The following is a 25,814-nucleotide window of genomic DNA, read 5'->3' as shown; positions in this document are numbered from 1 at the left end:
TTGTATGCGATTTTTTGAATTATTGCAATATTGTGAATAAAAACGTAACAAAATTGTAATAATTATGTAATAACAACATATATTTGATACTAGGAGGAAAGGAAAATGATTAAAAAGAAGAAAATATTGTTTTTCGTTTATTGTCTGTTGGTTTCGGCCCTTTCCATTGGCTGGTATCCACAGAATCAGAATAAGCAGGTAAAGAAAGATATAACTTTGGTGCGAAAGTCATCAGAGAAGATGGCAGCACTGGTGGAAAATAATCAGTTTTGTTATCAGGGCGTCACAGAAACAGATATGGATGAAAGACGTATGAATGCACAGGAAGATGAAAAGCAGAGACGCACGGTAAAAACAATTGTGAGATACCGGGTGAATCTGGAGCATGGGGCGAGAAGGATTTTAGAGAGGATTGTGGAGGCAGAATCCGGCGACCAGACAATCAAGGGACGTCAGATGGTAGCAAATGTGATATTAAACCGTATGAAATCCGAAAAATTTCCGAACTCTGTGCGTGAAATCGTTTTTGCCAGCCGTCAGTTCTCGCCGGTGTCAAACGGCAGCTACTACCGCGTAAAGGTGTCAGCACGGACAAAAAAAGCGGTAGAAAAGGCGTTAAAGGAAAAAGATAATACAAACGGAGCATTGTATTTTATGTACCGCGCCGGCTCTGATTCTTCCAATGTCAGCTGGTTTGACAGAGAACTCACCAAAATATGCGAATACGGCTGTCACGAATTTTTTCGCTAAAACACGTAATTTGCAGTCTTGTATAAATTGACATTTCATGGTATTCTATGTTTAGTTTTGTTTTACCGAAATGAGTTTAGAGAAAAGGACGGAGAGATTATGAGTATCATGTACAAGAGTACAAGAAGCAATAGTGACAAAGTGACAGCATCGCAGGCAATCTTAAAAGGGCTTGCAGACGACGGTGGATTATTTGTGCCGGATTCGATTCCTGCACTTGAAGTACCGCTTGAAAAACTTGCTGATATGACATATCAGGAAACCGCTTATGAAGTTATGAAGCTGTTTCTTTCAGATTTTACCGAGGAAGAATTAAAGCATTGTATTAATGGTGCCTATGATGATAAATTCGACACCAAGGAAATTGCTCCGCTTGTTAAAAAAGATGGCGCTTATTATCTGGAATTGTTCCATGGAAAGACAATCGCCTTTAAAGATATGGCACTTTCGATTCTGCCATATTTGATGACAACGGCAGCAAAGAAAAATGGTGTTAAAAATGAAATTGTTATTTTGACTGCAACATCCGGTGATACAGGAAAAGCTGCACTGGCTGGTTTTGCGGATGTTCCGGGAACAAGTATTATTGTGTTCTATCCGAAAAACGGTGTCAGCCCGATTCAGGAGAAACAGATGCTGACACAAAAAGGAGAAAACACAAATGTAGTAGGAATTATCGGAAACTTTGATGATGCCCAGACCGGCGTAAAAGAGATGTTCCACTCAAAAAATTTAGCAGAGCGCATGAATGCAAAAGGATATCAGTTTTCCTCTGCCAATTCTATTAACATTGGACGTTTGGTACCACAGATTGTTTACTACGTATATGCGTATGGTCAGCTTCTCAAACAAGGTGAAATTACCTGCGGTGAGAAGATGAACGTAGTTGTTCCAACCGGAAACTTTGGTAATATATTGGCAGCTTTCTATGCAAAAAATATGGGGCTTCCGATTGAGACTTTGTACTGCGCATCGAATGAGAACAAAGTATTGTTTGACTTCTTCCAGTCAGGGACTTATGACAGAAAGAGAGAATTTATTTTGACATCTTCTCCGTCGATGGATATTTTGATTTCAAGCAACTTAGAGCGTTTGATTTACCGCATTACCGGTGAGGATGCAGCACAGACAAAAGTGTTTATGGATGCACTTTCAAGCAATGGTGAATATACGATTACCAAGGAAATGATGGAGAAATTATCCTGCTTTGTTGGTGGTTATGCTTCAGAAGCTGAAACTGCAGCAAACATTAAGAAGGTGTTTGATAAAGCCGGTTATATCATGGATACACATACGTCGGTTGCTTCCTGTGTTTATTATGACAAGGCAAAGGATGCCGGCTTAAAGACAGTAATTGCTTCTACGGCAAGCCCATACAAGTTTACCCGCAGTGTTATGGATGCCATTGACAAAGAAAAATATGACAGCATGACTGATTTTGAACTGGTAGATGAGTTAAATGCTCTTTCCGGTGTGAAGATTCCGGAAGCAATTGAGGAAATCCGCACTGCACCGATTCGTCATGATATTGTATGCGACAAGAGTGAGATGCAGATGACCGTAGAAAAGATTCTTGGACTGTAAAGAGAGGATAAAAGGATGGAATTTCGACCATGCATCGATATTCATAATGGTAAGGTAAAGCAGATTGTCGGTGGAAGTTTAAAAGATGAGAAAGATTTTGCAAAAGAGAATTTTGTTTCGGAGATGCAGGCGGCAGATTATGCCGCCTTGTATCGTGAAAAGGGGCTTCGCGGCGGACATATTATTTTGTTAAATGCGGCGGACAGTCCTTATTATGAAGCAGACCTTATGCAGGCAAAGGGAGCTCTTTTAGCGTGGCAGGGGGCCCTTCAGGTAGGTGGTGGAATCCATGCGGAAAATGCCGCTTCTTTTTTGAATTTTGGCGCAAGCCATGTCATTGTTACATCGTATGTTTTTGCGGGTGGAGAGATTCGTTTTGACCGTCTGGAGCAATTAGTGAAAGCGGTGGGAAAAGAGCATGTGGTTTTAGATTTGAGCTGCCGGAAAAAAGGAGATTCTTATTATATTGTAACCGACCGGTGGCAGAAATTTACTAATCAGTGTCTGGATGAAGCACTGATGGAAAAACTTCATTCGTATTGTGATGAGTTTTTAGTGCATGCTGTAAATGTTGAGGGAACCGGCACGGGTGTAGATGAGGATTTGTTAAAAATTCTTGCTAAAGAAAGTGAAATTCCGATTACATATGCCGGCGGCATTGGCAGTTATGAGGACATCGAAATAATTCAAAAAACAGGAAAAAACAGAGTCAATTATACGATTGGAAGTGCCCTCGATTTGTTTGGTGGTTCGCTCAAATTCGACACAATTGTTACAAAATATAATTAAATAAATTATAAAAGTTTTCGTAAAAACAAACCAAAAACCGTTGATTCCAGCATTTGGAAGGCGGTTTTTTTGTATTTAGGGTTGATTTTTTGTTATAGTATGTTACAATTGTTACATAAATGTTACGAAAACGATGCAAGTCGATAACAATTTTGTAACCAATAAAAATGTTAGGAGTGTAAACATGTTTTTGAAAACTTTAGTAGTACGAATGATGGCGGTTTTTGCGTTGATGGGAATCTTAATCGGGGCAACACCTTCACAGGCTGCTGAGAAAAAAAGTTATACAAGCAAGGAATTAAAAATGATGTCTGCGATTATTTTCTGTGAGGCAGGGAACCAGAGCAAAGCAGGAAAGACAGCGGTAGGAATTGTTGTGATGAATCGTAAAAAATCCGGTGTTTTTCCAAACTCGATTCAGGGTGTTCTCAAACAGCGCGGACAGTTTACTCCGGTTCGTACCGGTAAATGGCAGAAGGAAATGAAAAAATACAGCCAGGGCAAATATAAATCCGGTGCCCGTGCCAAATGTGTGCAGGCGGCAAAAATTGCTTTAGAAGGCGAAAAATGTGTTACTTATAAAGGCAAAGAAATTAAGATGAGTAAGTATCACTTTTTCAGTCAGCGTCTGTCTCATGCAAAACTTCGCATCGGCGGACACGATTTCAAATAAAATCTTGTCTAAAAAGCCTCTTTGTGTTATTATTTAGAGAGATACGCAAAGGAGGCTTTTTTTTATGCCAGAGATGAATGAAGAAGTGATTTCAAGAAATTTTATTGAAAATGAAATAGATAAGGATTTGCAGGAGGGCGTGTATGATAAAGTGGTTACGCGTTTTCCACCGGAGCCAAATGGTTATCTGCATATTGGACATGCCAAATCGATTTTGTTGAATCAGGGATTGGCAAAGGAATATGGCGGAACCTTTAACCTTCGTTTTGACGATACGAATCCACAGAAAGAAAAAGAAGAATTTGTGGACTCCATCAGCAAAGATGTGGAGTGGATTTGTGGCGAAAAACCACCGGTATATTTTGCATCGAATTATTTTGATGACATGTATGAATGTGCATTGAAACTGATTCGCAAAGGAAAAGCATATGTCTGTGATTTGTCAGCAGAAGAAATTAGAGAGTACCGCGGTACGTTAAAAGAGCCCGGCAAAGACAGTCCTTACCGAAACCGTTCGGTAGAAGAAAACCTTTCTCTGTTTGAGGGAATGAAAAATGGTGAGTTTGAAGATGGCTCCCGTGTGCTTCGTGCAAAGATTGATATGTCCTCGCCGAACATTAACATGAGAGACCCGGTTATTTACCGTGTAGCACATTTACACCATCACAATACAGGAGATAAGTGGTGCATTTATCCGATGTATGATTTTGCTCATCCGATTGAGGATGCGATTGAGGGTGTTACCCATTCGATTTGTACACTGGAGTTTGAGGATCATCGTCCGCTTTATGACTGGGTTGTAAAAGAATGTGAGTTTGAGGTGCCGCCACGCCAGATTGAATTTGCAAAAATGTATCTGACCAATGTGGTAACCGGTAAACGTTATATCAAAAAACTGGTAGAAGATGGTATTGTAGACGGTTGGGATGACCCAAGACTGGTTACGATTACTGCTCTTAGAAGAAGAGGATATACGGCTTCTTCCATTCGCAAGTTTATGGAGCTTTGTGGTGTTTCCAAATCAAACAGTTCCGTGGATTCTGCAATGTTAGAGTACTGCATCCGCGAGGATTTGAAAATGTCTCAGCCACGAATGATGGCAGTGTTAGACCCGGTTAAACTTGTGATTGATAATTACGAAGAAGGAAAGATTGAATATTTGGATGTTCCGAATAATCAGGAGAATCCGGAACTTGGTACACGTAAGGTGCCATTTGGAAGAGAGTTGTATATTGAGAGAGAGGATTTCAAGATTGATCCTCCTCGCAAGTATTTCCGTCTGTTCCCGGGCAATGAAGTACGTCTGATGAGTGCTTATTTTGTGACTTGTACCGGTTACGAAACCGATGAAGATGGAAATGTAACGGTTGTTCATGCAACGTATGACCCGGAGACTAAATCCGGTTCCGGCTTTACCGGCCGCAAAGTGAAAGGAACAATTCACTGGGTAGCTGCGGATACAGCGGCAAAAGCAGAAGTACGTTTATATGAAAATATTGTTGACGAAGAAAAAGGGGTTTACAATGAAGATGGTTCCATAAATGTAAATCCAAATTCCTTGACAATTTTGAAAGAGTGCTATATGGAACCGGCACTGAAAGAGGCAAAACCAGGGGATAAGTTCCAGTTTATGAGAACTGGTTTCTTCTGTGTGGATACAAAGGATACGACGGCAGAGCATATGGTGTTTAATCGCATTGTATCGTTGAAGAGCTCTTATCGTCCCAATAAATAAAATTTAGATGGAAACGGGGGATGACGATGTCTAATATTTTTGCAGGGTTGGAGGATTTAGGTTTTAAAAATGTTGAAAAAGTAGATGTGTATCAGGAAAGCGACAGCGAGAAGAAAAAGCAGGAAGCGGCAAAACAGGATGCCAAAAAAGAAACAAACGAAGAAGACCTGCTTTTTGACAAGAGTTACACCTGCCCGGTATGTGACCATGAGTTTAAGAGTCGTATGGTAAGAACCGGTAAGGTGCGTTTGGTTGGTGCCGATTCGGATTTGCGTCCGCGTTATATGGGAGTCGATTCCTTGAAGTATGATGCGATTCTTTGTCCAAAATGTGGTTATGCAGCACTGAACCGCTATTTTAATTTTGTGATGTCTAGCCAGGCGAAAAACATCAAGGAAAAAATTTCTGCGAACTTCCATTATCAGCCGGAAGCAGGAAAGATTTACACATATGATGATGCGCTGACAAGACATAAGATGGCACTTTTGAATACCGTTGTGAAAAACGGTAAGAGCAGTGAGCGTGCTTACACCTGTCTGAAGATGGCATGGCTCTGCCGTGGCAAGCGCGAACTTTTGATGCAGGGCGATTACAAAAAAGAAGAAGTTACAGAGCTGATTAACGAAGAAAAGGAATTGCTCTCGAATGCCTATGATGGCTTTGAAGCAGCATTTTCCAAAGAAGATTTCCCAATGTGTGGCATGGACCAGTATACAATGATGTATCTGCTCGCAGAACTGGCAAGACGTATTGGTAAAAATGATGAAGCAAAACGCTATGTTTCAAAGGTGTTAGTGGCAAGAAATGCCCAGCGCCGTATTAAGGACAAAGCGTTTGCCCTGAAGGAGAAACTTCAAGGCAAAGCGGAGTAATCAATTTTCCGATAAGATACTGTTTACTTTTGTCATAGCACGTGGGAGAGAGTCTTTTGAGTTTTTCCAAGAGGCCTCTTTGTTGCGGTAGTCGTGTTTGTCGACAAACCATGAGACGTCTTCCTGCACGCGCTTAAAGTTTGTAAGGAAGATTTCATTTAAATCGCTTGTGAAATCGACAAGTACCTGCCCGCTCAAGTGAGAAGGTGCAAGGTCATAAAGCATACCATAGTGTTCGAGACAGAATCCTTTGCTGTTTTTAAATTTCTTACGGAAATCGGAATCTTTCTCGTACAGATATAAAGTGGTCACTAAATACCGTTTGAAAGTATTTTTTATACGGTCACAAATAAAACAGGAACTTGTAGTCTGTTTGATATAATCGGAGAGAGCGGAACCGGTATCCTTCGCAAATAAGCGTTTGGAGCCGTTCCGTTTCTTTTTTTGCAGTGTTTCGACATTCTTTATGATGTTTTGCATATGGGTATTTAGAATCAGACCGAGACCGAGGCGGTTTTCAAAATCATACATCATCTGCATATGGTGGGCGCAGAATCCGATTTTATCGGTGGTCAGCCGGATGTCATCTTCCATATAGCTAGGACCCATGGCAAAGGCAACTTCGTCATCATCAAGCTTTTTTTTCATGGCACAGACCGGGCACTCGCACGGGCGGTCAAAAATGTCGTTGACTGGGATTTCGTATAATATTTCTGGCATGGTTGTCATTGCTCCTTTAATTTTTTGTTTTATTATAACATGAAATTGGGAGATTGACAGGGCAATCATAAGCAATGTTCCTATGGATGATATTTTACAGATAAAAAGGGAACATATCACAGAACCGATAAAAAGGTCGATTAAAATATATGGGAACAAACCTCAAAGATTAGCATTGATACTTAATATGGCGATTACGGAGCTTGTACTGCTGATATCGAAGATGCTTGAAGCAGCCAGAGCTATTCGGAATAAGATACTGCATACAGATGTTACGAATGCCGAAAAAACAGATTTTGCAAGCAATATAGTGGTAGATAACACAGATAATACTTCTGCTATTGAGAACATGAATGAATTTTATCTAAGCTACAAGGAATCTCAAAATGCTTATGCAGAGTATCAGCAGGAAGTTGATGACTGGAAGAAATCCAATGACAATGCAGAAACACCAATCCAGCCGATATTACTATAATATCAGATTAAAATGATTGATAAATCCTGACATTTCTGCTATTCTGAATATTATAGAAATATTGCAACGGAGGTAGACAGGCATGGCGGTCAGAGAGATAATCTTAACAGCACAGCACAGCACAGCACAGCACAGCACAGCACTCTGACTGCGCCTTTTTTTCTGTCTGATAAGGGGGATAATTTGATTTGAATTTAAAGCATGGTCATACATGGAAATTAAGAAAACGTATCTGTTCCAATACTATATTTACGAAATCAAAGGAGGATTCAGATGAAAAAATTAAAGCATAATTTTAAGAAAGGCATGGCGTTTGTTCTTTCCCTTGCTATGGTGGCAGGACTGGTTCCTGCTATGTCTGGCGGAGCAAATACGGTGCAGGCTGCAACCGGTTCCGGAACAGAACCAAGTGTGACAGCATATGCCACGAAGGACCAGTTAATGACCGCATTTAATCCGGATTCTAATGGTGATGCTACGACCATCGGCAAGCTGGTATTTGGTAAAAATAGCAGTAGCGTTGCGCAGGAATGGTACATCTTAGGAAGGGATACCGGCGTATCAGGAGATAATACCATCATCTTTGCCGCAAGTCCGATAGCAAGAAAGCAGGCGTTTGAGGATGATGATTCCAACAAGAAGACTTTTGCTTCAAGTTTTGGAGTATATGAAACCAATCCATCAGATGTATATCAAAACCACTACGGAGCAAGTGAACTTCGAGTGGCGTTGAAGAATATGGCTACGAATACATCTTACTTCACCACAGCAGAGCAGGGCTTGATGAATCCTACCACAGTGACAACAAATGACATACTGAATAGTACAATCTATACCACCACAGACAAGCTGTATGCACTGACGGCAGATGGTGCCGGTTTTCCCTATACAACCATAAAAGTAGGAAGTGATAACAATACAGTACTTGCCGAGAGTAGTTACTGGAGAAGCGGAGAGTTATTCTGGCTGCGCTCGCCTAGCGACCTCGATAGTAGTGATAACATTGCGTGGGTCGCTTATCCGGGCAAGTATGTCTACGGCAGCATTGTCAGCACCAAGTTCGCAGTTCAGCCCGCTTCCAATCTGAATCTGTCATCTGTGCTCTTCGCATCTGCTGCGACAGCAGCATCATCTGATAAAGCAGAGGCAAGAACAATCGCAGACGGTACGGCGATGACTTTAAGACTGGACGGAACAGGTAAGGATATTGGTACAGCAACATATAACACCACAACAGGTGATATTAAGGCGGTGAAGGGTGCTACCTCACAAACCGTGGCACTTGTCGTGCAGGGCAATGACGGAACAAATAACTGGTATTACAGCAAGAAGATTACAGGAACAGATGTTGTGAACGTATCTGATATTGTGGCAGAATCAAATACACCGGCATCAATCGATTTATCAGCCTGCAAAATCTGGCTGGAAGCTACAGACAGTACGGAAAATCTGACTTATGCGGTCAATGCAACTGAGACAACAATTAAAATAATTCATTCAGTAGCAATTACAGATATTGAAACTCCGGTGTCAAATACTGCATTGGACACCGAAGCATCATGTGCAACCACAGGTGTAAGTAGCACCACACCACAGATTACATGGACATCAAGTGATACCACAGCAGGTTACAATACAAGCTACACGGCAAGTATTACACTTACAGCAACTACAGGCTACGAATTTATTGATTCCACGACAGCTACCGTATCAGGTAATAACGCAACAAGCATTACAAAGAATACGGACGGAACACTTACGGTAACATATGATTTTCCTGCCACAGCAAAGGATAGATTGATAAGTATCACGACACCACAGGCGATAACCGTAGCGAACGGAACTGCTTATAGTGACATGAATCTGCCGGAGCAGGTAAATATTGTGACAGAGGGTAATACGGTAAGTAGTGCATCGGTCACATGGAACACCACTACACCGGCAGGCGGAAGCTATGAACCGTCTGAATTAACCGAGCAGACCGTAATCTTAACTGGAACGGTAACATGTCCTGACAGTATTGATGATAATGGAATTCCGCTTACCACAACCATTACCATCACCATCAGTGCGGCAGGCATTGTTGGTGCTCCGACAGTAAATTTGGCAGCAGGAACCTATACAGAGAATCAGTCGGTAACACTTACTTCTTCCACAGAAGGAGCAACGATTTATTATACTACCGATGGAAGTGAACCAACAATTACCGGTGGTGTACCTGCCGGAACAACAGCACAGTACACAGCACCGATAGCGGTAACAGGAACAGAAGGACAGAGTATTACAACTACCATCAAAGCAATTGCAGTAAAGGACAGAATGCAGAATAGCAGTGTAGAGACATTTACCTATACCATTCAGATTCCGGTACCGAAATATGAGGTGACCGTAACGAATGGAAGTGGTTCAGGAAATTATGCACAAGGCTCTACAGTAACGATTACTGCAAACACAGCACCAAATGGACAGCGTTTTAAGGAGTGGACGATAGAGAGTGGAAATATAACACTTGCAAGCAGCACAAGTGACACAACAACATTTGTAATGCCAGCAGGAGCAGTAAGTGTGAAAGCAAATTATGAAGCGATTCCAACCCCTGTATCTTACAAGATTTTGGATGGCGCAAACAGTGATTGGAAGCAGAATACTGAGGAAACTATTACAATCAGAGGAAATGGTGATTTTTCCAAGTTTGTTGGTGTAAAAATAGATGGAAACACTATTGATGCTAAGAATTATACCGCAAAGGAAGGCTCTACAATTATTACCTTAACGACAGACTACCTGAAGACACTTTCTATAGGAACACATACATTTGAAATTGTATGGACAGATGGTTCGGCCAGTACAAACTTTACAGTAAGTAAGAATGATTCCGGTAGCGAAACACCAAAAGATGATGACAAAAACAAAAATGATGATAGCGGAAGTCAGACAGGTGATAATCACCATATAACTGCCCCACAGACAGGAGATAATAGTCATCTGACTTTATGGATTTCTTTGTTAGGAGCGTCATTAATAGGATTACTGGCAACGTTATATATGAGAAAGAAAAAGGATAATGAATAATATGCGCCTTTAGACAAGGCATATATATTCAGTAAAGGGGATAGCTGGCACGAAAGAAATGCTGGCTATCCCCTCTGTATATATGGTGGTATATGCAGAGTGTTATTCTTATGCGTCTTCTGCATCTACCCACATCTGCATAGTTCCATCAAGATATAGCTTAACATACTCTAGTGGCTCATCAATCGCAAGAGCATTTAACGAACATTGTGAGCAGGGAGTAGTTTTTAGTCCATCCTCTGCCTTATTACAGTCAATGCGTAACATATATCCAGCAGATGTGTAGATATCAATGCTGTTGTGATACATATTGTATTCTGCGTAAATGGTATTCATGTTGTGTCTCCTTAAAATCAAAAAATATTGAAGCATTTCAATCAGTTCACCATGTCAGTTTTATTTTGTGTTATATGATTTTCTTTGTCTCCGCTGCCGCTTCGGTCGGCACAGAGCAGATGTCCACTGGACATCTGCTCTGTGCCCTTATTTTTTCCCTTATCAGAGTTCGTAAAAACCTGTGGGAAGATATAACACAAGGGAAAGTCTAAGGGAAAGTTCACCTACCACAAACTTAGTGTTTTCAATGGCTCGTGAGAAATTTAGTAACAAAATATAACAGTTATTAAATTCCTTAGAATAGGTGAAATCTCAATCGGAATTTGTAAGTCTGTTACAGTATTGATAAAAGAGATTATTCATGATACAATATCCGAAAAATCGGAAATGGAAAGATAGAGGAAAGAATATTGCATCATGAAGATATATGAGAGAATATTTGCGAGACTTGAAGAACTACATATGAGCCAGACGAAACTATCCAGAAGAACTGGTATTGCGACCAGCACAATTAGTGATTGGCGGAAGAAACAGATTAATCCACAGGCGGATAAACTGGTGTCTATATGCAAGGCACTAGATATGACACTTGTGGAATTGCTTTGCGACGAAGAAAATGCGGAACAGACAGCCTACATAGATTATGTAACAGATGAAAATTATATAATTGAATTGTATCGACGATCAGATACAGAGAGTAGACAAAGAATGATCAGTTACCTTGCACTTCTTGATGTCTGCAAGCAAATCAACGATAGTAGCCAATCGCAGCAGAGGAATGTTTCTGTCATTCAGGACATTGATGGAAATAATATTGTGGTGATTAACGATATCCGGTTTAAGGGAAAACGTTCCATCAATTGGAAGGAAGTGCGGGCGTATTTGAAAGAATATGTCGGTGACTTTTATAAGGTGGCGTCTACTGGCGATGTTATATATATCGGATCTGATCTGCCAAGTGAATATTCGGGATCAGTATATACCAAAAGGCTGAACGGAGCAGTTGCAAAGGCTAAAGCGAATGCAACACAGGGAATTCCTGAAATGATAGAAATTTCAACAGGCAGATATTTTAGAGAAAATAATAAGGGGAAACATAACTGGAGTGCAAGGAATGGCTGGTATAGATATGATACTTATTTTGCATTACCGGTATATGGTGATAATGAAGATATTGAAAGATATAACGTATTTCATGCATCTTTGATAATAAGGCATGCAAACGATGGAAAAATGTATTTGTATGATATTCTAGATATAAAAAAAGAAACGAGCACCCCGTTGGAGCCATAAGGCTTTACTTGGCACAAAACCCATTTCTTTTATGAATAGATAATACAATATGGTAGAAAAAATGTCAATCCGAATATTCGAAAATTAAGACGTTAAGATGGTGTTTATGTATAATATAAGTAGCATAATTGCAACTAGCAATATATTGGCTTAGATTCTGCGTTGGTATACGATGATTTTGGAGGTAGTTAGAAATTTCATGGTGGCTTAATGAAATAGATAACTTCAAGTTTGTAACACCAAAATATATAATCTTGACAAAAAAGAATAATATATTTATTATTATACCTAAATTGATAAAGAGCTTGTCTCGGCATGGATGAAGACTATAGATTTTACTGTTTCTGAACATAACAGTGTGTCTATAGTCTTTTAATTTTATTGGGAAATTATAAATATAAGAATTGCTGTGCCAAAAGCAGAAAGGGGTTATGGCAATGAGCAGATTAGAATGGATAAAGAAAATAATTATAATAGTGGTTGGTTCCGTGGTGGCGGCATATGGAATCACGCTTGCCTTATATGCTGGGTTTGGTGGTGCAACTCTTGCCGTTTTGTGGCAGGGTATTTCTGAAACTTTTCATGTAAGTATAGGTATGGCATCTATGATTGTAGCCATAATTATGATTACATTTGCATTTTCCTACGACAGATCACAGATACATATTGGTACAATTTTATATCAGATTGTATATAGCTTTTGTGTTGATTTATTTGCAAATATACATGTGTACAGTGCGCATTTGTGGGTAAATGCACTTATCATGTTATTGGGTATAATCCTTTTTGCAATGGGAACGGGAATCTATGCGGCAGCTTCTTTAGGGCGTGGTTCTTATGAGGCATTGACATTTTCGCTTGCAGATAAGAATGGCTGGCAGGTAAAAGCTGTGCGAATGATACTTGATATTGTGATGGTTGTTATTGGAGTTATTCTTGGCGGAAAGTTTGGGTTATGTACTATTTTGACAATTATTCTGTCGGGACCGGTTATTCAGTTTACAGTATCAAAGACAAAAAAAGTGTTTAATATCTGAATCACGATTGTGTTATAATGAGGGAAAAGTAAATTGGAGGTTTATGAAAATTTATGAGTGAATGGAATGCAGCTTTATATGATAATAAACATGATTTTGTCGCGGAATATGGAAAGGGACTTTTAGAGTTTGTGTCTGAGAATAATAATCAAAGTATTCTTGATTTGGGCTGCGGAACCGGAATTCTTACAGTACAATTAAAGAAGCTGGCAGAAGTGGTGATTGGTGTTGACAGTTCGGAAAGCATGATAAAACGGGCGCAACAGCAGTATCCTGACATAAAATTTATAGTTAGTGATGCACTGGCATTACCATTTGTAGAACAGTTTGATGTTGTTTTTTCAAATGCTGTTTTTCATTGGATAACAGACCATAATGCGTTGTTGAATAATATACATAAAGTATTGAAACCAGGCGGATTATTGATATGCGAATTTGGTGCTAGTGGAAATATTGCAACAATCGAGAATGCATTTATGAGAGTGAGCAAGGATTTGAGATATGAATACAGTCCTAAGTTTAATTTTCCGACAAGTGAGCATTTTGCTGCCTTATTAAGAAAGAACGGATTTGTTATTGATAAAATATATGATTATGACAGACCAACGCCATTAAAAGATAATGAAAAAGGTTTAGCGAACTGGATGAAACAGTTTTTTGCCTCTGACTTGGAATTAATGACGGAAAAGATGCAGACAGAAGTTATTAAAAATGTTGAGGATTTAACGAGAAAGTCTCTTTGGAATGGAAGTCAGTGGATTGCTGATTACCGCAGACTAAGGGTGATTGCGCATATATGAATCGGAAATTGTTTATGGAGGATAGGCGTAATGGATATTGATGTTGAACTTGCAGCATATGAGAAAGGATTAGGAAAATTATACGAAAACCTGCCCAAATATGTACACGGAGGTGATGCAAGTGATAAAAGCAGTAATATTTGATATGTATGAAACACTTATAACTCTTTTTGATAGTCCATTGTATTTTGGAACTCAGATGGCGTCAGATGCGGGTATTGCAGAAGGAAGATTCCAAGAAACATGGCGTGCAGAAGAAAAAAATAGAACGACAGGAAAAATCACTTTAGAAGAACTACTGGAAAGGATACTTCGAGAAAATAATTGTTTTTCGGAAGAGAAAATGAATTATATTTACATTTACATGAAAGTATTGTTCCGGAAATGACAGAGCAATTAAATAGAACATGGTCAACTATTGTTCAGGATAGAAATCATCATATTGTTATAAAAGTTGTGGATAACAAAATAGTATCTTCTTGTGTTTGTGTAATCATACCTAACTTGACAAGAAATGTAAGACCGTATGCTATTATAGAAAATGTTGTTACACATAAAGATTATCGTGGAAAGGGATATGCATCGGAATGTTTAGCATATGCTAAAGAAATAGCTAAAAAGGAAAACTGCTATAAAATGATGTTACTCACAGGTTCCAAAAAGGAATCAACTATGGAGTTTTATAAAAGTGCGGGATATAATTGTTCCGATAAAACAGCCTTTGTGCAATGGATAGAATAAATCAGGTGTTTGCACCTGTTGTTGGGATTCTTGTAATGTTAATTTAGTTTGTGACTGGTTGACTAGATTTTTTAAAATTGTAAATCCGGTCAACCATTTTTCAGACAAAAGGTGACTGGAAAATCATATTTTGCTAAATAGGTCATAAAAATCGAAAAAATAAATGACTGTATTTGTAATTATGCAAATTTAGGTCAACTTAGACCTCGTAGAAGTTGACTTTATATAGAAAAAAGTATAAACAAGTCAACGCAAGAGAGAAAATTGGGTGACCGTAGAAAGATTTTTTTAGAATTAAGTCAACCTAACAACTATTTTGTTTTCTAAATTCCTAAAATTCAATGTAGATTCAAAAAGATTACCACGAAAAATGAAAAAATAAGAATAAACGAGAAAAAAAGAGCATAAGTTAGATATAGTGGCAAAATGCGGAAATATGGAAATGCATAAGGCATTGCATTTCTTTTGATTATTGCATATTATAGAGCCAATGGGTTAGCACTCGTCAGATTGGAGTGCTAACAAGATATAAGAAATGGAGGAATCAAACATGAAATTAGTACCTTTAGGTGACAGAGTTGTATTGAAACAGTTAGACGCAGAAGAGACCACCAAATCCGGTATTGTACTGCCGGGGCAGGCACAGGAAAAACCACAGCAGGCAGAGATTATTGCTGTTGGACCGGGTGGTGTTGTAGATGGAAAAGAAGTAAAAATGGAAGTAAAAGTTGGCGATAAAGTGATTTACTCCAAATATGCCGGAACAGATGTAAAATTGGACGGCGAGGAGTATGTAATTGTTCGTCAGAGTGATATTTTGGCAATTGTAGAGTAAAGGATTGATTTGATAGGAGGAATTTAATTATGGCTAAGGAAATTAAATTTGGCGTAGAAGCAAGATCTGCATTAGAAGCAGGTGTAAATAAACTGGCAGATACCGTTCGTGTAACACTTGGACCAAAAGGAAGAAATGTTGTTTTGGATAAATCTTTTGGTGCTCCATTGATTACCAATGACGGTGTAACAATCGCAAAAGAAGTTGAATTAGAAGATGCCTTTGAAAATATGGGGGCCCAGTTAGTAAAAGAAGTAGCAACGAAAACAAATGATGTTGCCGGTGATGGTACAACAACAGCTACCGTTTTGGCGCAGGCTATGATTAATGAAGGAATGAAGAACTTAGCAGCCGGAGCAAATCCGATTATTCTCCGCAAGGGAATGAAAAAGGCAACAGAGACAGCTGTTGATTCCATTCGCAGCATGAGTTCTAAACTTTCCGGTAAAGAGCAGATTGCAAAAGTTGCAGCAATTTCTGCCGGTGATGAGCAGGTTGGTGAAATGGTTGCCGATGCAATGGAAAAAGTAACCGGTGACGGTGTTATTACAATTGAAGAATCCAAGACAATGAAGACAGAACTGGATATGGTAGAAGGTATGCAGTTTGACCGTGGTTATTTGTCTGCTTATATGGCTACTAATATGGATAAGATGGAAGCAGAACTGGATAATCCGTATATCTTGATTACCGATAAAAAGATTTCTAATATTCAGGAAATCCTTCCACTGCTTGAGCAGGTTGTTCAGGCAAGTGCAAGACTTTTGATTATTGCTGAGGATGTAGAGGGAGAAGCTCTCAGCACATTGGTAATCAATAAACTTCGCGGAACCTTTAATGTAGTTGCTGTAAAAGCTCCTGGTTATGGTGACAGAAGAAAAGAAATGCTCAAAGATATTGCAATCCTTACCGGTGGTCAGGTAATTTCCGAAGAACTTGGCTTGGATTTGAAAGAGACAACGATGGATCAGCTTGGACGTGCAAAATCTGTAAAAGTTCAGAAAGAAAATACAATCATTGTTGATGGTGAAGGTGATAAAGCAGAAATCGAGGCAAGAATTGCACAGATTAAGAATCAGATTGAAGAGACAACATCTGATTTTGACCGTGAAAAACTTCAGGAAAGACTTGCTAAATTAGCTGGCGGCGTTGCTGTTGTACGTGTTGGTGCAGCAACTGAGACAGAAATGCAGGAAGCAAAACTTCGTATGGAAGATGCTTTAGCAGCAACAAGAGCAGCGGTAGAAGAAGGAATTATCGCAGGTGGCGGTTCTGCTTACATTCATGCAAGCAAAGAAGTTGCTAAGATGGCTGCCTCTCTTGAGGGAGACGAAAAGACCGGTGCCAACATTATTTTGAAAGCACTGGAAGCACCACTTCGCCGTATTGCAGAAAATGCAGGTCTGGAAGGTTCTGTTATCATTGATAAAGTCCGTTCTGAGAAGCCTGGATTTGGATTTAACGCATTGACAGAAGAATATGTAAATATGGTAGACAATGGTATTCTTGACCCGGCTAAGGTAACAAGAAGTGCATTGCAGAATGCAACGAGTGTAGCGTCTACCTTGTTGACAACCGAGTCTGTTGTTGCTAATATTAAAGAAGATGCACCGGCAATGCCAGCAGGCGGTGCCGGCGGCATGGGCATGATGTAAATAGACGAAAGAACTAGGAGGATTGGATGGAACAATCATACGCAGAAGCGAACGCAAAAAAGAAAACGACGGGGTCAGTCATTGCTTTAAAAATTATATTGATTATTTTGGTAATTCTTGTTTTTTTAGCATCAATACTGATTTCGATATCGACAAAAATTAATCTGTTAGTATTAATCGGAGTAGCAGCAATCTTTGGCTTGATTTGGTATTGGCCGAGATTCCGTGTGGAATGGGAATATGTATTCTGTGATGGACAGCTTGACTTTGATATGATACAAGGCGGAGAGCGTCGAAAGAATATTCTTCGAATTGAAATTGAGGATGCGGATGCGATTGCCCCAATTCAGTCCACAAAACTGGATGGATACAGGCACTTGGAAGTGCGCGATTATTCATCAATGAATGAAAAGGCGAATGTTTACGGAATTGTAACAAGACTTCCGGAAAAGGACGAGAAAGTAATGATTCTCTTTGAGCCAACGAGCCGTATGGTTGAGTTGATGCAGAAGAAATGTCCGGAAATTGTGTCGCTGTCCTAATAATAATGTGCCAAATAAAAGAAAACAGTACCTTATCTTGATTATGTCAACATAAGGTACTGTTTTCTTTTATTATACGTAATAAATCAAATACGTAATAAATCAAAAATAGTACGTAATAAATCAAAAGTGGTGCGTGATAAATCAATACAAACAAAAAGGAATGTGATAGAATAAAAAAATCGGAAAAGAAAGGACGACTAAAGATGAAAAACAAAAAGTTAAGCACCACAATTACAATTACTATTTCCATTGTTGCTGCTGTTTGCATACTGGGATTGTTTTTGTTTGCAAATGGAAGTATGACATCTGTAATGAAGAAAAATAGCATGGATAACATGAAAACTTCGCTTGAATCTAGGCAGAAGGTCATTGAAGACTATGTAAATAATGCGGAAGACCAGCTGGTTTCTTACAGTAAGGGAATCGAGATTGTGAAGCTTTTAGAAAATCCTACCGATTCGGAAATTCAAAAAAAAGCTCAAAAGTATACAGAAGATTATTATAAAGAATTGTCCGGATGGGAAGGTATTTATGCCGGAGAGCCAAATACGCATGTAATTGTTCACAATAATCCGAAAATTGTTGGAATGACGACTAGAAAAGGAGAAGCACTAAAACAATTGCAGGACGCGATGAAGGAATCGGATCGCTTGTATAATGCAGGAATTATTGTTTCTCCTGCTTCGAAAAAGTTAACGCTTTCTATGTATTGCCCGGTTTATAAAGGGGATGAAATGATTGGATATGTCGGCGGTGGTCCTTTTGGAGAACAACTTCAGAAGAGTTTGGATGCGTTAAAAGTAGAAGGACTTGATAATGCGTCCTTTACCATGATTAATACAAAGACAAATACATATATTTTCAGCAAGGATTCGAAAAAGATTGCGAAAGAAATCAAGGATCCGATGCTCCTTAATATTTCGGAAAGTGCCAAAAAAGGAGCCGGTAACCAGGTTCATGAAATCGATTACAAAGATGCTGATGGAAAAGATTGTGTAGGTGTTTACCGCGTGTTAAATGACCGCGGCTGGGCCGTTGTAATGACGGATACAGAAGACGAAATATTTGCAATGGCAAATACCAATCGTAATACGCTTGGATTTATCTGCCTTGGCTCTTTCTTACTCATTATGCTGCTTACTTATGTTGTGATTCGATTCTGTCTGAATCCTTTGAAAGTAGCAGAAAATGCCATTTTGAATTTGAAAGATCTGAAGTTGAATAAAGATGAAAGAATTGAGAAATATGTCAACGGAAAAAGTGAAATTGGCCACATTGCTACGGCGATTGATTCTTTGTATCGTACATTTGATGCCATTATTGATACACTTAATTCCTGCTCGGTATCGCTTCTTAAATCGGCAGAGAAAATCACTTCTTCCTCAGAAGAATTATATGATTGTGTAGGTGATAATGCAGCAACGGTAGAACAGGTAGTGGCTGGTGTTACACTTACGGAAGAGGCTGTAGAACAGGTTGGTAAGGAAATTGGACGTATTTCCGAACTTGTATCAGATGTTGGCAGAAAAGTCAGTGATGGAAGCGAGCGCAGCGAAGAACTGATTCAGGAAGTTCAGAAGATGAAAGATACGGCTAATCAGTCATTAGATGCCAATCGCGAAAAGATGGTATGGAATGAAAATAATATTGAGAAGGCAATGAAAGAATTGCAGTCATTGTCACGCATCAATGAGATGGTTGATCGAATTCTAGAGATAACAAGCCAGACGAATTTGCTTTCTTTGAATGCTTCGATTGAGGCAGCGAGAGCCGGAGAGGCAGGAAAGGGATTTGCCGTTGTTGCCAGCGAGATTGGAAATCTTGCGTTGAGTTCATCCGAGACTGCGACGGAAATTCAGACGATTTGTAAAGATGCGAACAAAAACATTGATTATGTAAGGCAGTGTTTTGTTTCTATTTTGGATTATTGGAAGACGGATGTTACAAAACAGTTTACAGACTTTATTGATATGTCGAATGAATACAGCACATCGATTGGCTCGATTGAGAAATTGATTCGTGGAATTCAGAATGTGACAGATTCTGTTTCGGATGGCGTTGTTGCAATTTGTGATCAGATGGAACGTGTGGAAGGAGCCACAGAGGAAAATTCTCAGGGAATGGAACGCATTATCGATAAGATTGAGACAACTAAGACAAGTGCGGAGGCGATTTCTTCCGTAACACACGAAAATCAAAAAAATGCAGAGGAAATTCGTGATATTGTGAAAAAATTTACAAAATAAAAAATCGCTATTAAGGATTGACCAAAATAGTTGACAACCCTGTCAATATTCGATAAAATAATAAAAATACAAATAGAATACAAAAAAGAGAGGAAGAGAAAAGATGGGAACTATTATTGGTGAAGGCATTACATTTGACGACGTATTATTGGTACCCGCATATTCTGAAGTAATACCGAATGAAGTTTGTTTGAAAACTCATTTGACAAAGGACATTGAATTAAATATCCCTATGATGAGTGCAGGGATGGATACGGTAACAGAACACCGCATGGCAATTGCGATGGCACGTCAGGGTGGTATCGGAATTATTCATAAGAATATGTCTATAGAGGCGCAGGCAGAAGAGGTTGATAAGGTAAAACGTTCGGAGAATGGTGTTATTACGGATCCATTTTATCTTTCTCCGAATCATACATTGGCAGACGCAGATGATTTGATGGCAAAATTCCGTATTTCAGGTGTTCCGATTACAGAGGGACCAAATAAAAAACTGGTTGGTATTATTACAAACCGTGATTTGAAATTTGAAACCGATTTTACGAAAAAAATCAGTGAGTGTATGACATCAGAAGGGCTCGTGACAGCACCGGAAGGTATTACATTAGAGGAAGCAAAACAGATTCTGGCAAAAGCCCGTAAGGAAAAACTGCCAATCGTAGACAAAGACGGAAACCTGACCGGACTTATCACAATTAAGGATATTGAAAAACAGATTAAGTATCCAAATTCAGCAAAGGACAAGCAGGGCAGACTTTTGTGTGGTGCCGGTGTTGGTGTAACGGCTAATATCATGGATCGTGTGAAAGCGCTGGTAGATGCACAGGTAGATGTCATTGTTATTGATACGGCACATGGTCATTCCGCAAATGTATTAAAAGTTGTAAAAATGGTTCGTGACGCATATCCGGATTTGGGCATTATCGCAGGTAATGTGGCAACCGGAGAAGCTACCCGTGCTTTGATTGAAGCCGGTGTTGATGCAGTAAAAGTTGGTATCGGACCTGGTTCTATCTGTACAACCCGTGTGGTTGCCGGTATTGGTGTACCACAGATTACTGCAATTATGGATTCTTACAACGTAGCAAAAGAGTATGGTATTCCGGTAATTGCCGATGGTGGTATTAAGTATTCCGGAGATATGACAAAAGCAATTGCGGCCGGTGCAAATGTTTGTATGATGGGAAGTATTTTTGCCGGTTGTGACGAGAGCCCGGGAAGTTTTGAATTGTTCCAGGGAAGAAAGTATAAAGTATATCGTGGCATGGGTTCCATTGCAGCGATGGAAAACGGAAGTAAAGACCGCTATTTCCAGCAGGATGCTAAGAAATTAGTTCCGGAAGGAGTAGAGGGACGTGTTGCATACAAAGGTTCAGTAGAGGATACGGTATTCCAGTTGATTGGAGGAATTCGTTCCGGTATGGGATATTGTGGAGCAAAGACGATTGAAGATTTGAAGGAGAACGGACACTTTGTGAAAATTTCCGCTGCTTCTTTGAAGGAGAGCCATCCACATGATATCCACATTACGAAAGAGGCACCAAACTATAGTGTCGAATAAAAAAAGAAGATACTCTTCGCGGACGAGAAAAAGACGGACGTCGAAGAGAGGGCGCTGCGCACTGATTATCAGTGTCGCAGCGTTTTTCATCCTTTTATGCTGTGTGATTGTTTCCTTTATAGTGAGAAATAACCGAGACAACACCGTGCAGGCACAAAAAATACTTCCGAAATTATCGATACAGACAAAACTGATTCAGAAAAATAAATATTCGAGACCGGGAATTGCGCTTAGAAAGGTGAAAGGTGTTGTCGTTCACTATACGGCAAATCCGGGAACGGATGCAGAAGACAACCGAAATTATTTTAATAATCTGCCAAAAATTAATGCCGGAAAACAAAAGGCGACTTATGCCAGCAGCCATTTTGTGATTGGCTTAGAGGGACAGATTGTTCAATGTATTCCGTTAAATGAAATTGCCTACGCCTCCAATGGGAGAAATTACGATACCATATCCATTGAGTGCTGTCATCCGGGAAAAGATGGAAAGTTTAACAATACAACCTATCAGGCGCTTATTGAACTGGTTTCGTATTTGTGTTTGAAATATGATTTGACAAAAGAACAAGTGATTCGTCATTATGACGTGACGGGGAAACTTTGTCCGTTGTATTTTGTGAAACACGAAGATGAATGGAATCAATTGAAAGATAAAATAGAAAAAAACTGCCAAACCATTTCCAAGTCTTAAAGGATGGGTGGCAGTTTTTTATTTATAAAGTCATGTGAATTTCTGTTTCCTGTGGTGAATAGGCATGGTATTTGATTCCTGCGGATTTCATCATTTTTTTTGATGCAAGGACAGAAGCGGTGTTGGCATATTTATCTTCGGCGTAGATGACCTCGCAGATACCGGACTGAATTAACGCTTTCGTACATTCATTGCAGGGAAACAGCGTAGTGTATATTTTTGCCCCTTTTAAATTTGTGCCAGTATAATTGAGCAGTGCGTTTAATTCCGCGTGGCAGACATATAAATATTTAGTCTGCAGCGGGTCATCGCTGTCGCTGTCCCATGGATAAATATCATCGGAGCATCCTTGTGGCATACCATTATAGCCAACTGATAAAATTTTGTTATCCTTTCCTACAATGCAGGCACCGACGCTTGTGTGTGGGTCTTTACTGCGCATGGCGGAAAGCTTTGCAATTCCCATAAAATACTGGTCCCATGAAAGATAATTCGTTCGTTTCATAAATGCCTCCTTGTGTGTAGATGCAGTTATTCAGGATGCCCCGCTCTTAAATATTCGCCATTTTGAACACTTCGTGTTCTATTTCGCCTTTTACAGTGCTCCTGAATAGTTATTTGCCTTTTGTAAAAAAGAAGGAGCCGTTTACCAGCTCCTTTCTATTCATTCGACGGGTAGAATTGTAGTTGCAGTACGACTGCCCTCTACATTACGCAAGTTTGTTTACAGCGATTGTTAAACGAGAAACTTTTCTTGCAGTAGTATTCTTGTGATAAATACCTTTTTTAGTAGCTTTATCAAGTTCTGATACAGCAGCTTTCAATGCAGCTTCAGCAGCAGCCTTATCGTTTGCAGCGATAGCAGCATCAACTTTCTTCACAGCTGTTTTTACACGAGAACGAACAGATTTGTTTTTCTCAGCTCTTTTTTCAGCTACTAAAATTCTTTTTTTTGCAGATTTAATGTTTGCCAATTCCAGCACCTCCATCGTAATAATTAAATTCATTCTTTGTTTGGTTTGGCTTGTCGGACACGGACAACAGCACAAACACACCTAATTATCTTATTATATATACCACATATTGTCAAGTAAATAGTTGCAAATTAACATAAAAAATAAAAAATAGGACACAATAAATTTGTGATTGGATGCAAAACAGTGCAGGAGGCGGCAAAAATGACCGAAAAACGGACGGACTTAGCATTAGAGGCAAGAGAGAGTTTTCCCAGAAATCATGTGGAAATACAGGGGGTTGTTCTGGAAAAGAAAAAATGTCTGCAAGGCAAGGTGAAAATTACGACGGTAATTATTCGGGATGAAGCAGGCAGCAAAGCAATGAAAAAACCAAAAGGAACTTATATTACAATCGAATCACCACTTATGCTTCATGGAGATATTGACGAGAGAGAGCCATTTTTGCTCTGTGTCTGTGAACAGTTGGAAAGTATGATAAAGGGACTTCGTAAAAAGAGCGTTTTGGTTGTTGGATTGGGAAACCGGGAAGTCACCTCGGATTCGTTAGGACCGAAAATGACAGACGCCCTTTTTGTGACGAGACATTTTAAAGAAGAATTTGGTGCATCTTTTATGCAGGAAAATGGATATGGCTGTGTGAGTGCGATAGCACCCGGTGTCATGGCGCAGACCGGAATTGAGACTGAAGAGGTATTACAGGGGATTATACGGAAGACAAAACCGGATTTGGTAATTGTTGTGGACGCATTAGCATCCAGAAGTGTGCAAAGGCTTTGTACAACGGTACAGATTACAGATACGGGAATTGAGCCTGGTGCTGGCGTTGGAAACCGCAGGAAGGAACTAACCAAAAAGACGCTTGGAATTCCGGTTGTTGCAATTGGTGTTCCTACGGTTGTAGATGCGGCAACCATTATTTCCGACCATTTGGAGCATGTATTAGAGAAACAGGGGTATTCGGAGGAGGAAATTGAGCGGTTTATTTATGAAATTCTGACCGAGGAAACAACCGATGTGATGGTAACGCCGAAAAATATTGACGAATCGGTAAATCAAATTAGTAAAGATCTTGCAAAAGTATTAAATCATTGTTTTCAAAAACGGGATAATTATGGAAACAGCAGCATATCCTTTTATGAAAAAGAAGATATGAAGAGAGAATGAAAAATGAAGTTTGGCATGCGGGTCGCAATTGGGGTGTTTGTCACCTCTTTAGCAGGAGCGCTTTTTGTTATAAAAGATGCAGGGAAAATGGAAATAGCAGAGGAAGCGGGAAGATTTCTTGCAAAGGAGAGTTGTTTTTGCCTTTGGAATGGACAAGAAGGACGATATGTGTTAGCGGAACTCTTAGGGGGACAGTCTTATTTTGAGCCAAATCAGGCGCTGGCAGAAAGTGATGCGGGAAAGGAAAAACTGGCAGTAGTTGAAAACCGTGAACTGCAGGAAGGACAGATACCAAAACCAAGTGAGCCGCTTATTGGTGACGTGGAAGAAGAACAGCCGGCAGTGGAAGTGTCAAGCCAGGTTGTCCGCCGCAAAAACAGTGCGGTGGAACAATTGCGGGAGTCACTCAGTGTGGATTATTTGTGGAAAAATTTTTATATTATAGATTCAACGACTTCTGTGACAAAAAAGCAGTTTGATGTGGCTGCGATGTTACATAAAAATTTGAAATTAAAAAAGGAAAAAGGGAAAAAACAAATTTTGATTTATCATACGCATGGTGCTTCGGAAGAGTTTTCAGACAGCAAAAAAAACGATATTAACGATTCCGTTGTCGGCGTTGGTACAGAACTTACAAAAGAACTGGAAAAAAGGGGATATTCCGTTTACCATGATACGACGAGATATGATTCTATTAACGGGGGCATTGACAGGAGTCTTGCATACAATAAATCACTGGAAGGGGTTCAAAATATACGAAAAAAAAATCCGGGTATTAAAGTGCTGATTGATTTGCACCGCGATTCGGTCGGTAAAGGAAAACATACGTATACTACTATTCAAGGGAAAAAAACGGCGATTGTCATGTTTTTTAATGGTATGAGCAGAACAAAATCGGGTGCCATTCCTTATTTATACAATCCGAATCTACAGGGAAATCTTGCGTTTAGTCTTCAGATGAAATGCACGGCTATGGAATACTATGAAGGATTTACCAAACCAATTTATTTAAAAGGATACCGCTACAATCTGCATTTGGAACCACGTTCGTTATTGATTGAGCTGGGAAATGAAAATAATACGGTAGAGGAAGCAAAAAACGCAGCAGCACCTTTGGCAGATGTGTTGGATAAAGTGCTTTCTCAGTGATTGCGGTATACATTTTTGAAATTTTTTATGAAAAAAAACAGAAAAAAACCTTGTAATTTGGTGCTTTGTCGTTTTGCGTCAAAAAAAGTCGTCCAACGAGCGCTTCTTTTTGGT

General features: G+C 39.5%; 25 protein-coding genes. 21 read left to right on the top strand and 4 right to left on the bottom strand.

Annotation, left to right across the window (positions count from 1 at the left end):
- The first annotated feature begins 105 nt into the window (after positions 1-105).
- The 6 genes from DW005_RS02875 (at position 106) to DW005_RS02850 (ending at position 6,403) form a co-directional block, all read left to right on the top strand.
- The gene (locus tag DW005_RS02875) at positions 106-750 is read left to right on the top strand and encodes a cell wall hydrolase (protein WP_117478077.1); all 645 of its coding nucleotides are present in this window, start codon (positions 106-108) and stop codon (positions 748-750) included.
- 99 nt (positions 751-849) lie between these two features.
- The gene (gene thrC, locus DW005_RS02870) at positions 850-2,334 is read left to right on the top strand and encodes a threonine synthase (RefSeq protein WP_117478076.1); all 1,485 of its coding nucleotides are present in this window, start codon (positions 850-852) and stop codon (positions 2,332-2,334) included.
- A 15-nt stretch (positions 2,335-2,349) separates the two neighbouring features.
- Complete coding sequence (gene hisA, locus DW005_RS02865) at positions 2,350-3,123, top strand: phosphoribosylformimino-5-aminoimidazole carboxamide ribotide isomerase (protein WP_117478075.1); 774 nt, start codon at positions 2,350-2,352, stop codon at positions 3,121-3,123.
- Positions 3,124-3,307: 184 nt separating this feature from the next.
- On the top strand, positions 3,308-3,796 hold the full coding sequence (locus DW005_RS02860; RefSeq protein WP_181974921.1) for a cell wall hydrolase: 489 nt from the start codon (positions 3,308-3,310) through the stop codon (positions 3,794-3,796).
- 73 nt (positions 3,797-3,869) lie between these two features.
- Entirely contained in the window at positions 3,870-5,531 is a 1,662-nt protein-coding gene (locus DW005_RS02855) for a glutamine--tRNA ligase/YqeY domain fusion protein (RefSeq protein WP_117478113.1), read from the top strand.
- 26 nt (positions 5,532-5,557) lie between these two features.
- Positions 5,558-6,403 (top strand): DUF2225 domain-containing protein, encoded by an 846-nt coding sequence (locus DW005_RS02850; RefSeq protein WP_022376896.1) that lies wholly within the window; start codon positions 5,558-5,560, stop codon positions 6,401-6,403.
- Here DW005_RS02850 and DW005_RS02845 read toward each other — a convergent pair whose 3' ends face one another.
- Entirely contained in the window at positions 6,404-7,123 is a 720-nt protein-coding gene (locus tag DW005_RS02845; RefSeq protein WP_117478073.1) for a DUF6062 family protein, read from the bottom strand.
- A 187-nt stretch (positions 7,124-7,310) separates the two neighbouring features.
- Here DW005_RS02845 and DW005_RS02840 point away from each other — a divergent pair, with 187 nt between their 5' ends.
- Positions 7,311-7,598, top strand: a complete 288-nt coding sequence (locus DW005_RS02840; RefSeq protein ID WP_207658723.1) for a hypothetical protein — start codon at positions 7,311-7,313, stop codon at positions 7,596-7,598.
- A 273-nt stretch (positions 7,599-7,871) separates the two neighbouring features.
- Positions 7,872-10,670, top strand: coding sequence for a chitobiase/beta-hexosaminidase C-terminal domain-containing protein (locus DW005_RS02835; protein WP_117478072.1), 2,799 nt, complete (start codon positions 7,872-7,874; stop codon positions 10,668-10,670).
- 108 nt (positions 10,671-10,778) lie between these two features.
- On the opposite strand, the gene DW005_RS02830 is transcribed toward DW005_RS02835, so the two are convergent.
- Positions 10,779-11,006, bottom strand: a complete 228-nt coding sequence (locus DW005_RS02830; RefSeq protein ID WP_008119346.1) for a DUF6061 family protein — start codon at positions 11,004-11,006, stop codon at positions 10,779-10,781.
- 417 nt (positions 11,007-11,423) lie between these two features.
- Here DW005_RS02830 and DW005_RS02820 point away from each other — a divergent pair, with 417 nt between their 5' ends.
- The 11 genes from DW005_RS02820 (at position 11,424) to DW005_RS02770 (ending at position 22,410) form a co-directional block, all read left to right on the top strand.
- Positions 11,424-12,299: a helix-turn-helix transcriptional regulator gene (locus DW005_RS02820; protein ID WP_117478071.1), complete on the top strand. Its 876-nt coding sequence runs from the start codon at positions 11,424-11,426 to the stop codon at positions 12,297-12,299.
- Positions 12,300-12,736: 437 nt separating this feature from the next.
- Positions 12,737-13,336, top strand: coding sequence for a YitT family protein (locus tag DW005_RS02815; RefSeq protein WP_117478070.1), 600 nt, complete (start codon positions 12,737-12,739; stop codon positions 13,334-13,336).
- A 53-nt stretch (positions 13,337-13,389) separates the two neighbouring features.
- Positions 13,390-14,136: a class I SAM-dependent methyltransferase gene (locus tag DW005_RS02810; RefSeq protein ID WP_117478069.1), complete on the top strand. Its 747-nt coding sequence runs from the start codon at positions 13,390-13,392 to the stop codon at positions 14,134-14,136.
- Between the two features lie 121 nt (positions 14,137-14,257).
- A complete protein-coding gene (locus DW005_RS02805) occupies positions 14,258-14,524 on the top strand; it encodes a hypothetical protein (protein WP_117478068.1) in 267 nt (88 codons plus the stop codon).
- Complete coding sequence (locus DW005_RS02800) at positions 14,521-14,877, top strand: GNAT family N-acetyltransferase (RefSeq protein WP_117478067.1); 357 nt, start codon at positions 14,521-14,523, stop codon at positions 14,875-14,877. The genes DW005_RS02805 and DW005_RS02800 overlap by 4 nt, the downstream gene beginning before the upstream one ends.
- Before the next feature lie 550 nt (positions 14,878-15,427).
- Positions 15,428-15,712 carry a co-chaperone GroES gene (gene groES, locus DW005_RS02795; RefSeq protein WP_022376906.1) on the top strand — a complete coding sequence of 95 codons (285 nt, stop codon included), beginning with the start codon at positions 15,428-15,430 and terminating at the stop codon, positions 15,710-15,712.
- 29 nt (positions 15,713-15,741) lie between these two features.
- A complete protein-coding gene (gene groL / locus DW005_RS02790) occupies positions 15,742-17,367 on the top strand; it encodes a chaperonin GroEL (RefSeq protein ID WP_117478066.1) in 1,626 nt (541 codons plus the stop codon).
- A 26-nt stretch (positions 17,368-17,393) separates the two neighbouring features.
- A complete protein-coding gene (locus tag DW005_RS02785; protein WP_117478065.1) occupies positions 17,394-17,909 on the top strand; it encodes a hypothetical protein in 516 nt (171 codons plus the stop codon).
- 206 nt (positions 17,910-18,115) lie between these two features.
- A complete protein-coding gene (locus DW005_RS02780) occupies positions 18,116-20,158 on the top strand; it encodes a methyl-accepting chemotaxis protein (protein WP_117478064.1) in 2,043 nt (680 codons plus the stop codon).
- A 103-nt stretch (positions 20,159-20,261) separates the two neighbouring features.
- On the top strand, positions 20,262-21,719 hold the full coding sequence (guaB, locus tag DW005_RS02775; protein ID WP_022376910.1) for an IMP dehydrogenase: 1,458 nt from the start codon (positions 20,262-20,264) through the stop codon (positions 21,717-21,719).
- Positions 21,709-22,410: a peptidoglycan recognition family protein gene (locus DW005_RS02770; protein WP_242989343.1), complete on the top strand. Its 702-nt coding sequence runs from the start codon at positions 21,709-21,711 to the stop codon at positions 22,408-22,410. The genes guaB and DW005_RS02770 overlap by 11 nt, the downstream gene beginning before the upstream one ends.
- Before the next feature lie 22 nt (positions 22,411-22,432).
- On the opposite strand, the gene DW005_RS02765 is transcribed toward DW005_RS02770, so the two are convergent.
- Positions 22,433-22,915, bottom strand: coding sequence for a dCMP deaminase family protein (locus tag DW005_RS02765; RefSeq protein ID WP_117478062.1), 483 nt, complete (start codon positions 22,913-22,915; stop codon positions 22,433-22,435).
- A gap of 205 nt (positions 22,916-23,120) precedes the next feature.
- On the bottom strand, positions 23,121-23,384 hold the full coding sequence (gene rpsT, locus DW005_RS02760; RefSeq protein ID WP_022376913.1) for a 30S ribosomal protein S20: 264 nt from the start codon (positions 23,382-23,384) through the stop codon (positions 23,121-23,123).
- Between the two features lie 204 nt (positions 23,385-23,588).
- On the opposite strand from rpsT, the gene gpr reads away from it, so the two are divergent.
- A complete protein-coding gene (gene gpr, locus DW005_RS02755) occupies positions 23,589-24,551 on the top strand; it encodes a GPR endopeptidase (protein WP_022376914.1) in 963 nt (320 codons plus the stop codon).
- Positions 24,552-24,554: 3 nt separating this feature from the next.
- On the top strand, positions 24,555-25,700 hold the full coding sequence (spoIIP, locus tag DW005_RS02750) for a stage II sporulation protein P (protein ID WP_117478061.1): 1,146 nt from the start codon (positions 24,555-24,557) through the stop codon (positions 25,698-25,700).
- The last annotated feature ends 114 nt before the right edge of the window (positions 25,701-25,814 follow it).

This window comes from Clostridium sp. AF36-4 (assembly GCF_003435975.1).
Lineage (GTDB): Bacteria > Bacillota > Clostridia > Lachnospirales > Lachnospiraceae > Eubacterium_F.
The sequence above is the reverse complement of the archived record's forward strand: the minus strand, read 5'-3'. Positions and strand labels throughout refer to the sequence as shown.

What these genes read in the sequence shown, in the direction of transcription:
- DW005_RS02800 (WP_117478067.1), top strand. Translation starts at nt 14,521, where the DNA reads ATGACAGAGCAATTAAATAGAACATGGTCAACTATTGTTCAGGATAGA.
- DW005_RS02830 (WP_008119346.1), bottom strand. Translation starts at nt 11,006, where the DNA reads ATGAATACCATTTACGCAGAATACAATATGTATCACAACAGCATTGAT.
- DW005_RS02875 (WP_117478077.1), top strand. Translation starts at nt 106, where the DNA reads ATGATTAAAAAGAAGAAAATATTGTTTTTCGTTTATTGTCTGTTGGTT.
- DW005_RS02855 (WP_117478113.1), top strand. Translation starts at nt 3,870, where the DNA reads ATGAATGAAGAAGTGATTTCAAGAAATTTTATTGAAAATGAAATAGAT.
- DW005_RS02765 (WP_117478062.1), bottom strand. Translation starts at nt 22,915, where the DNA reads ATGAAACGAACGAATTATCTTTCATGGGACCAGTATTTTATGGGAATT.
- DW005_RS02810 (WP_117478069.1), top strand. Translation starts at nt 13,390, where the DNA reads ATGAGTGAATGGAATGCAGCTTTATATGATAATAAACATGATTTTGTC.
- DW005_RS02840 (WP_207658723.1), top strand. Translation starts at nt 7,311, where the DNA reads ATGGCGATTACGGAGCTTGTACTGCTGATATCGAAGATGCTTGAAGCA.
- DW005_RS02850 (WP_022376896.1), top strand. Translation starts at nt 5,558, where the DNA reads ATGTCTAATATTTTTGCAGGGTTGGAGGATTTAGGTTTTAAAAATGTT.
- DW005_RS02860 (WP_181974921.1), top strand. Translation starts at nt 3,308, where the DNA reads ATGTTTTTGAAAACTTTAGTAGTACGAATGATGGCGGTTTTTGCGTTG.
- hisA (WP_117478075.1), top strand. Translation starts at nt 2,350, where the DNA reads ATGGAATTTCGACCATGCATCGATATTCATAATGGTAAGGTAAAGCAG.
- DW005_RS02835 (WP_117478072.1), top strand. Translation starts at nt 7,872, where the DNA reads ATGAAAAAATTAAAGCATAATTTTAAGAAAGGCATGGCGTTTGTTCTT.
- groL (WP_117478066.1), top strand. Translation starts at nt 15,742, where the DNA reads ATGGCTAAGGAAATTAAATTTGGCGTAGAAGCAAGATCTGCATTAGAA.
- DW005_RS02780 (WP_117478064.1), top strand. Translation starts at nt 18,116, where the DNA reads ATGAAAAACAAAAAGTTAAGCACCACAATTACAATTACTATTTCCATT.
- guaB (WP_022376910.1), top strand. Translation starts at nt 20,262, where the DNA reads ATGGGAACTATTATTGGTGAAGGCATTACATTTGACGACGTATTATTG.
- DW005_RS02820 (WP_117478071.1), top strand. Translation starts at nt 11,424, where the DNA reads ATGAAGATATATGAGAGAATATTTGCGAGACTTGAAGAACTACATATG.
- gpr (WP_022376914.1), top strand. Translation starts at nt 23,589, where the DNA reads ATGACCGAAAAACGGACGGACTTAGCATTAGAGGCAAGAGAGAGTTTT.
- DW005_RS02815 (WP_117478070.1), top strand. Translation starts at nt 12,737, where the DNA reads ATGAGCAGATTAGAATGGATAAAGAAAATAATTATAATAGTGGTTGGT.
- DW005_RS02845 (WP_117478073.1), bottom strand. Translation starts at nt 7,123, where the DNA reads ATGCCAGAAATATTATACGAAATCCCAGTCAACGACATTTTTGACCGC.
- thrC (WP_117478076.1), top strand. Translation starts at nt 850, where the DNA reads ATGAGTATCATGTACAAGAGTACAAGAAGCAATAGTGACAAAGTGACA.
- DW005_RS02785 (WP_117478065.1), top strand. Translation starts at nt 17,394, where the DNA reads ATGGAACAATCATACGCAGAAGCGAACGCAAAAAAGAAAACGACGGGG.
- spoIIP (WP_117478061.1), top strand. Translation starts at nt 24,555, where the DNA reads ATGAAGTTTGGCATGCGGGTCGCAATTGGGGTGTTTGTCACCTCTTTA.
- groES (WP_022376906.1), top strand. Translation starts at nt 15,428, where the DNA reads ATGAAATTAGTACCTTTAGGTGACAGAGTTGTATTGAAACAGTTAGAC.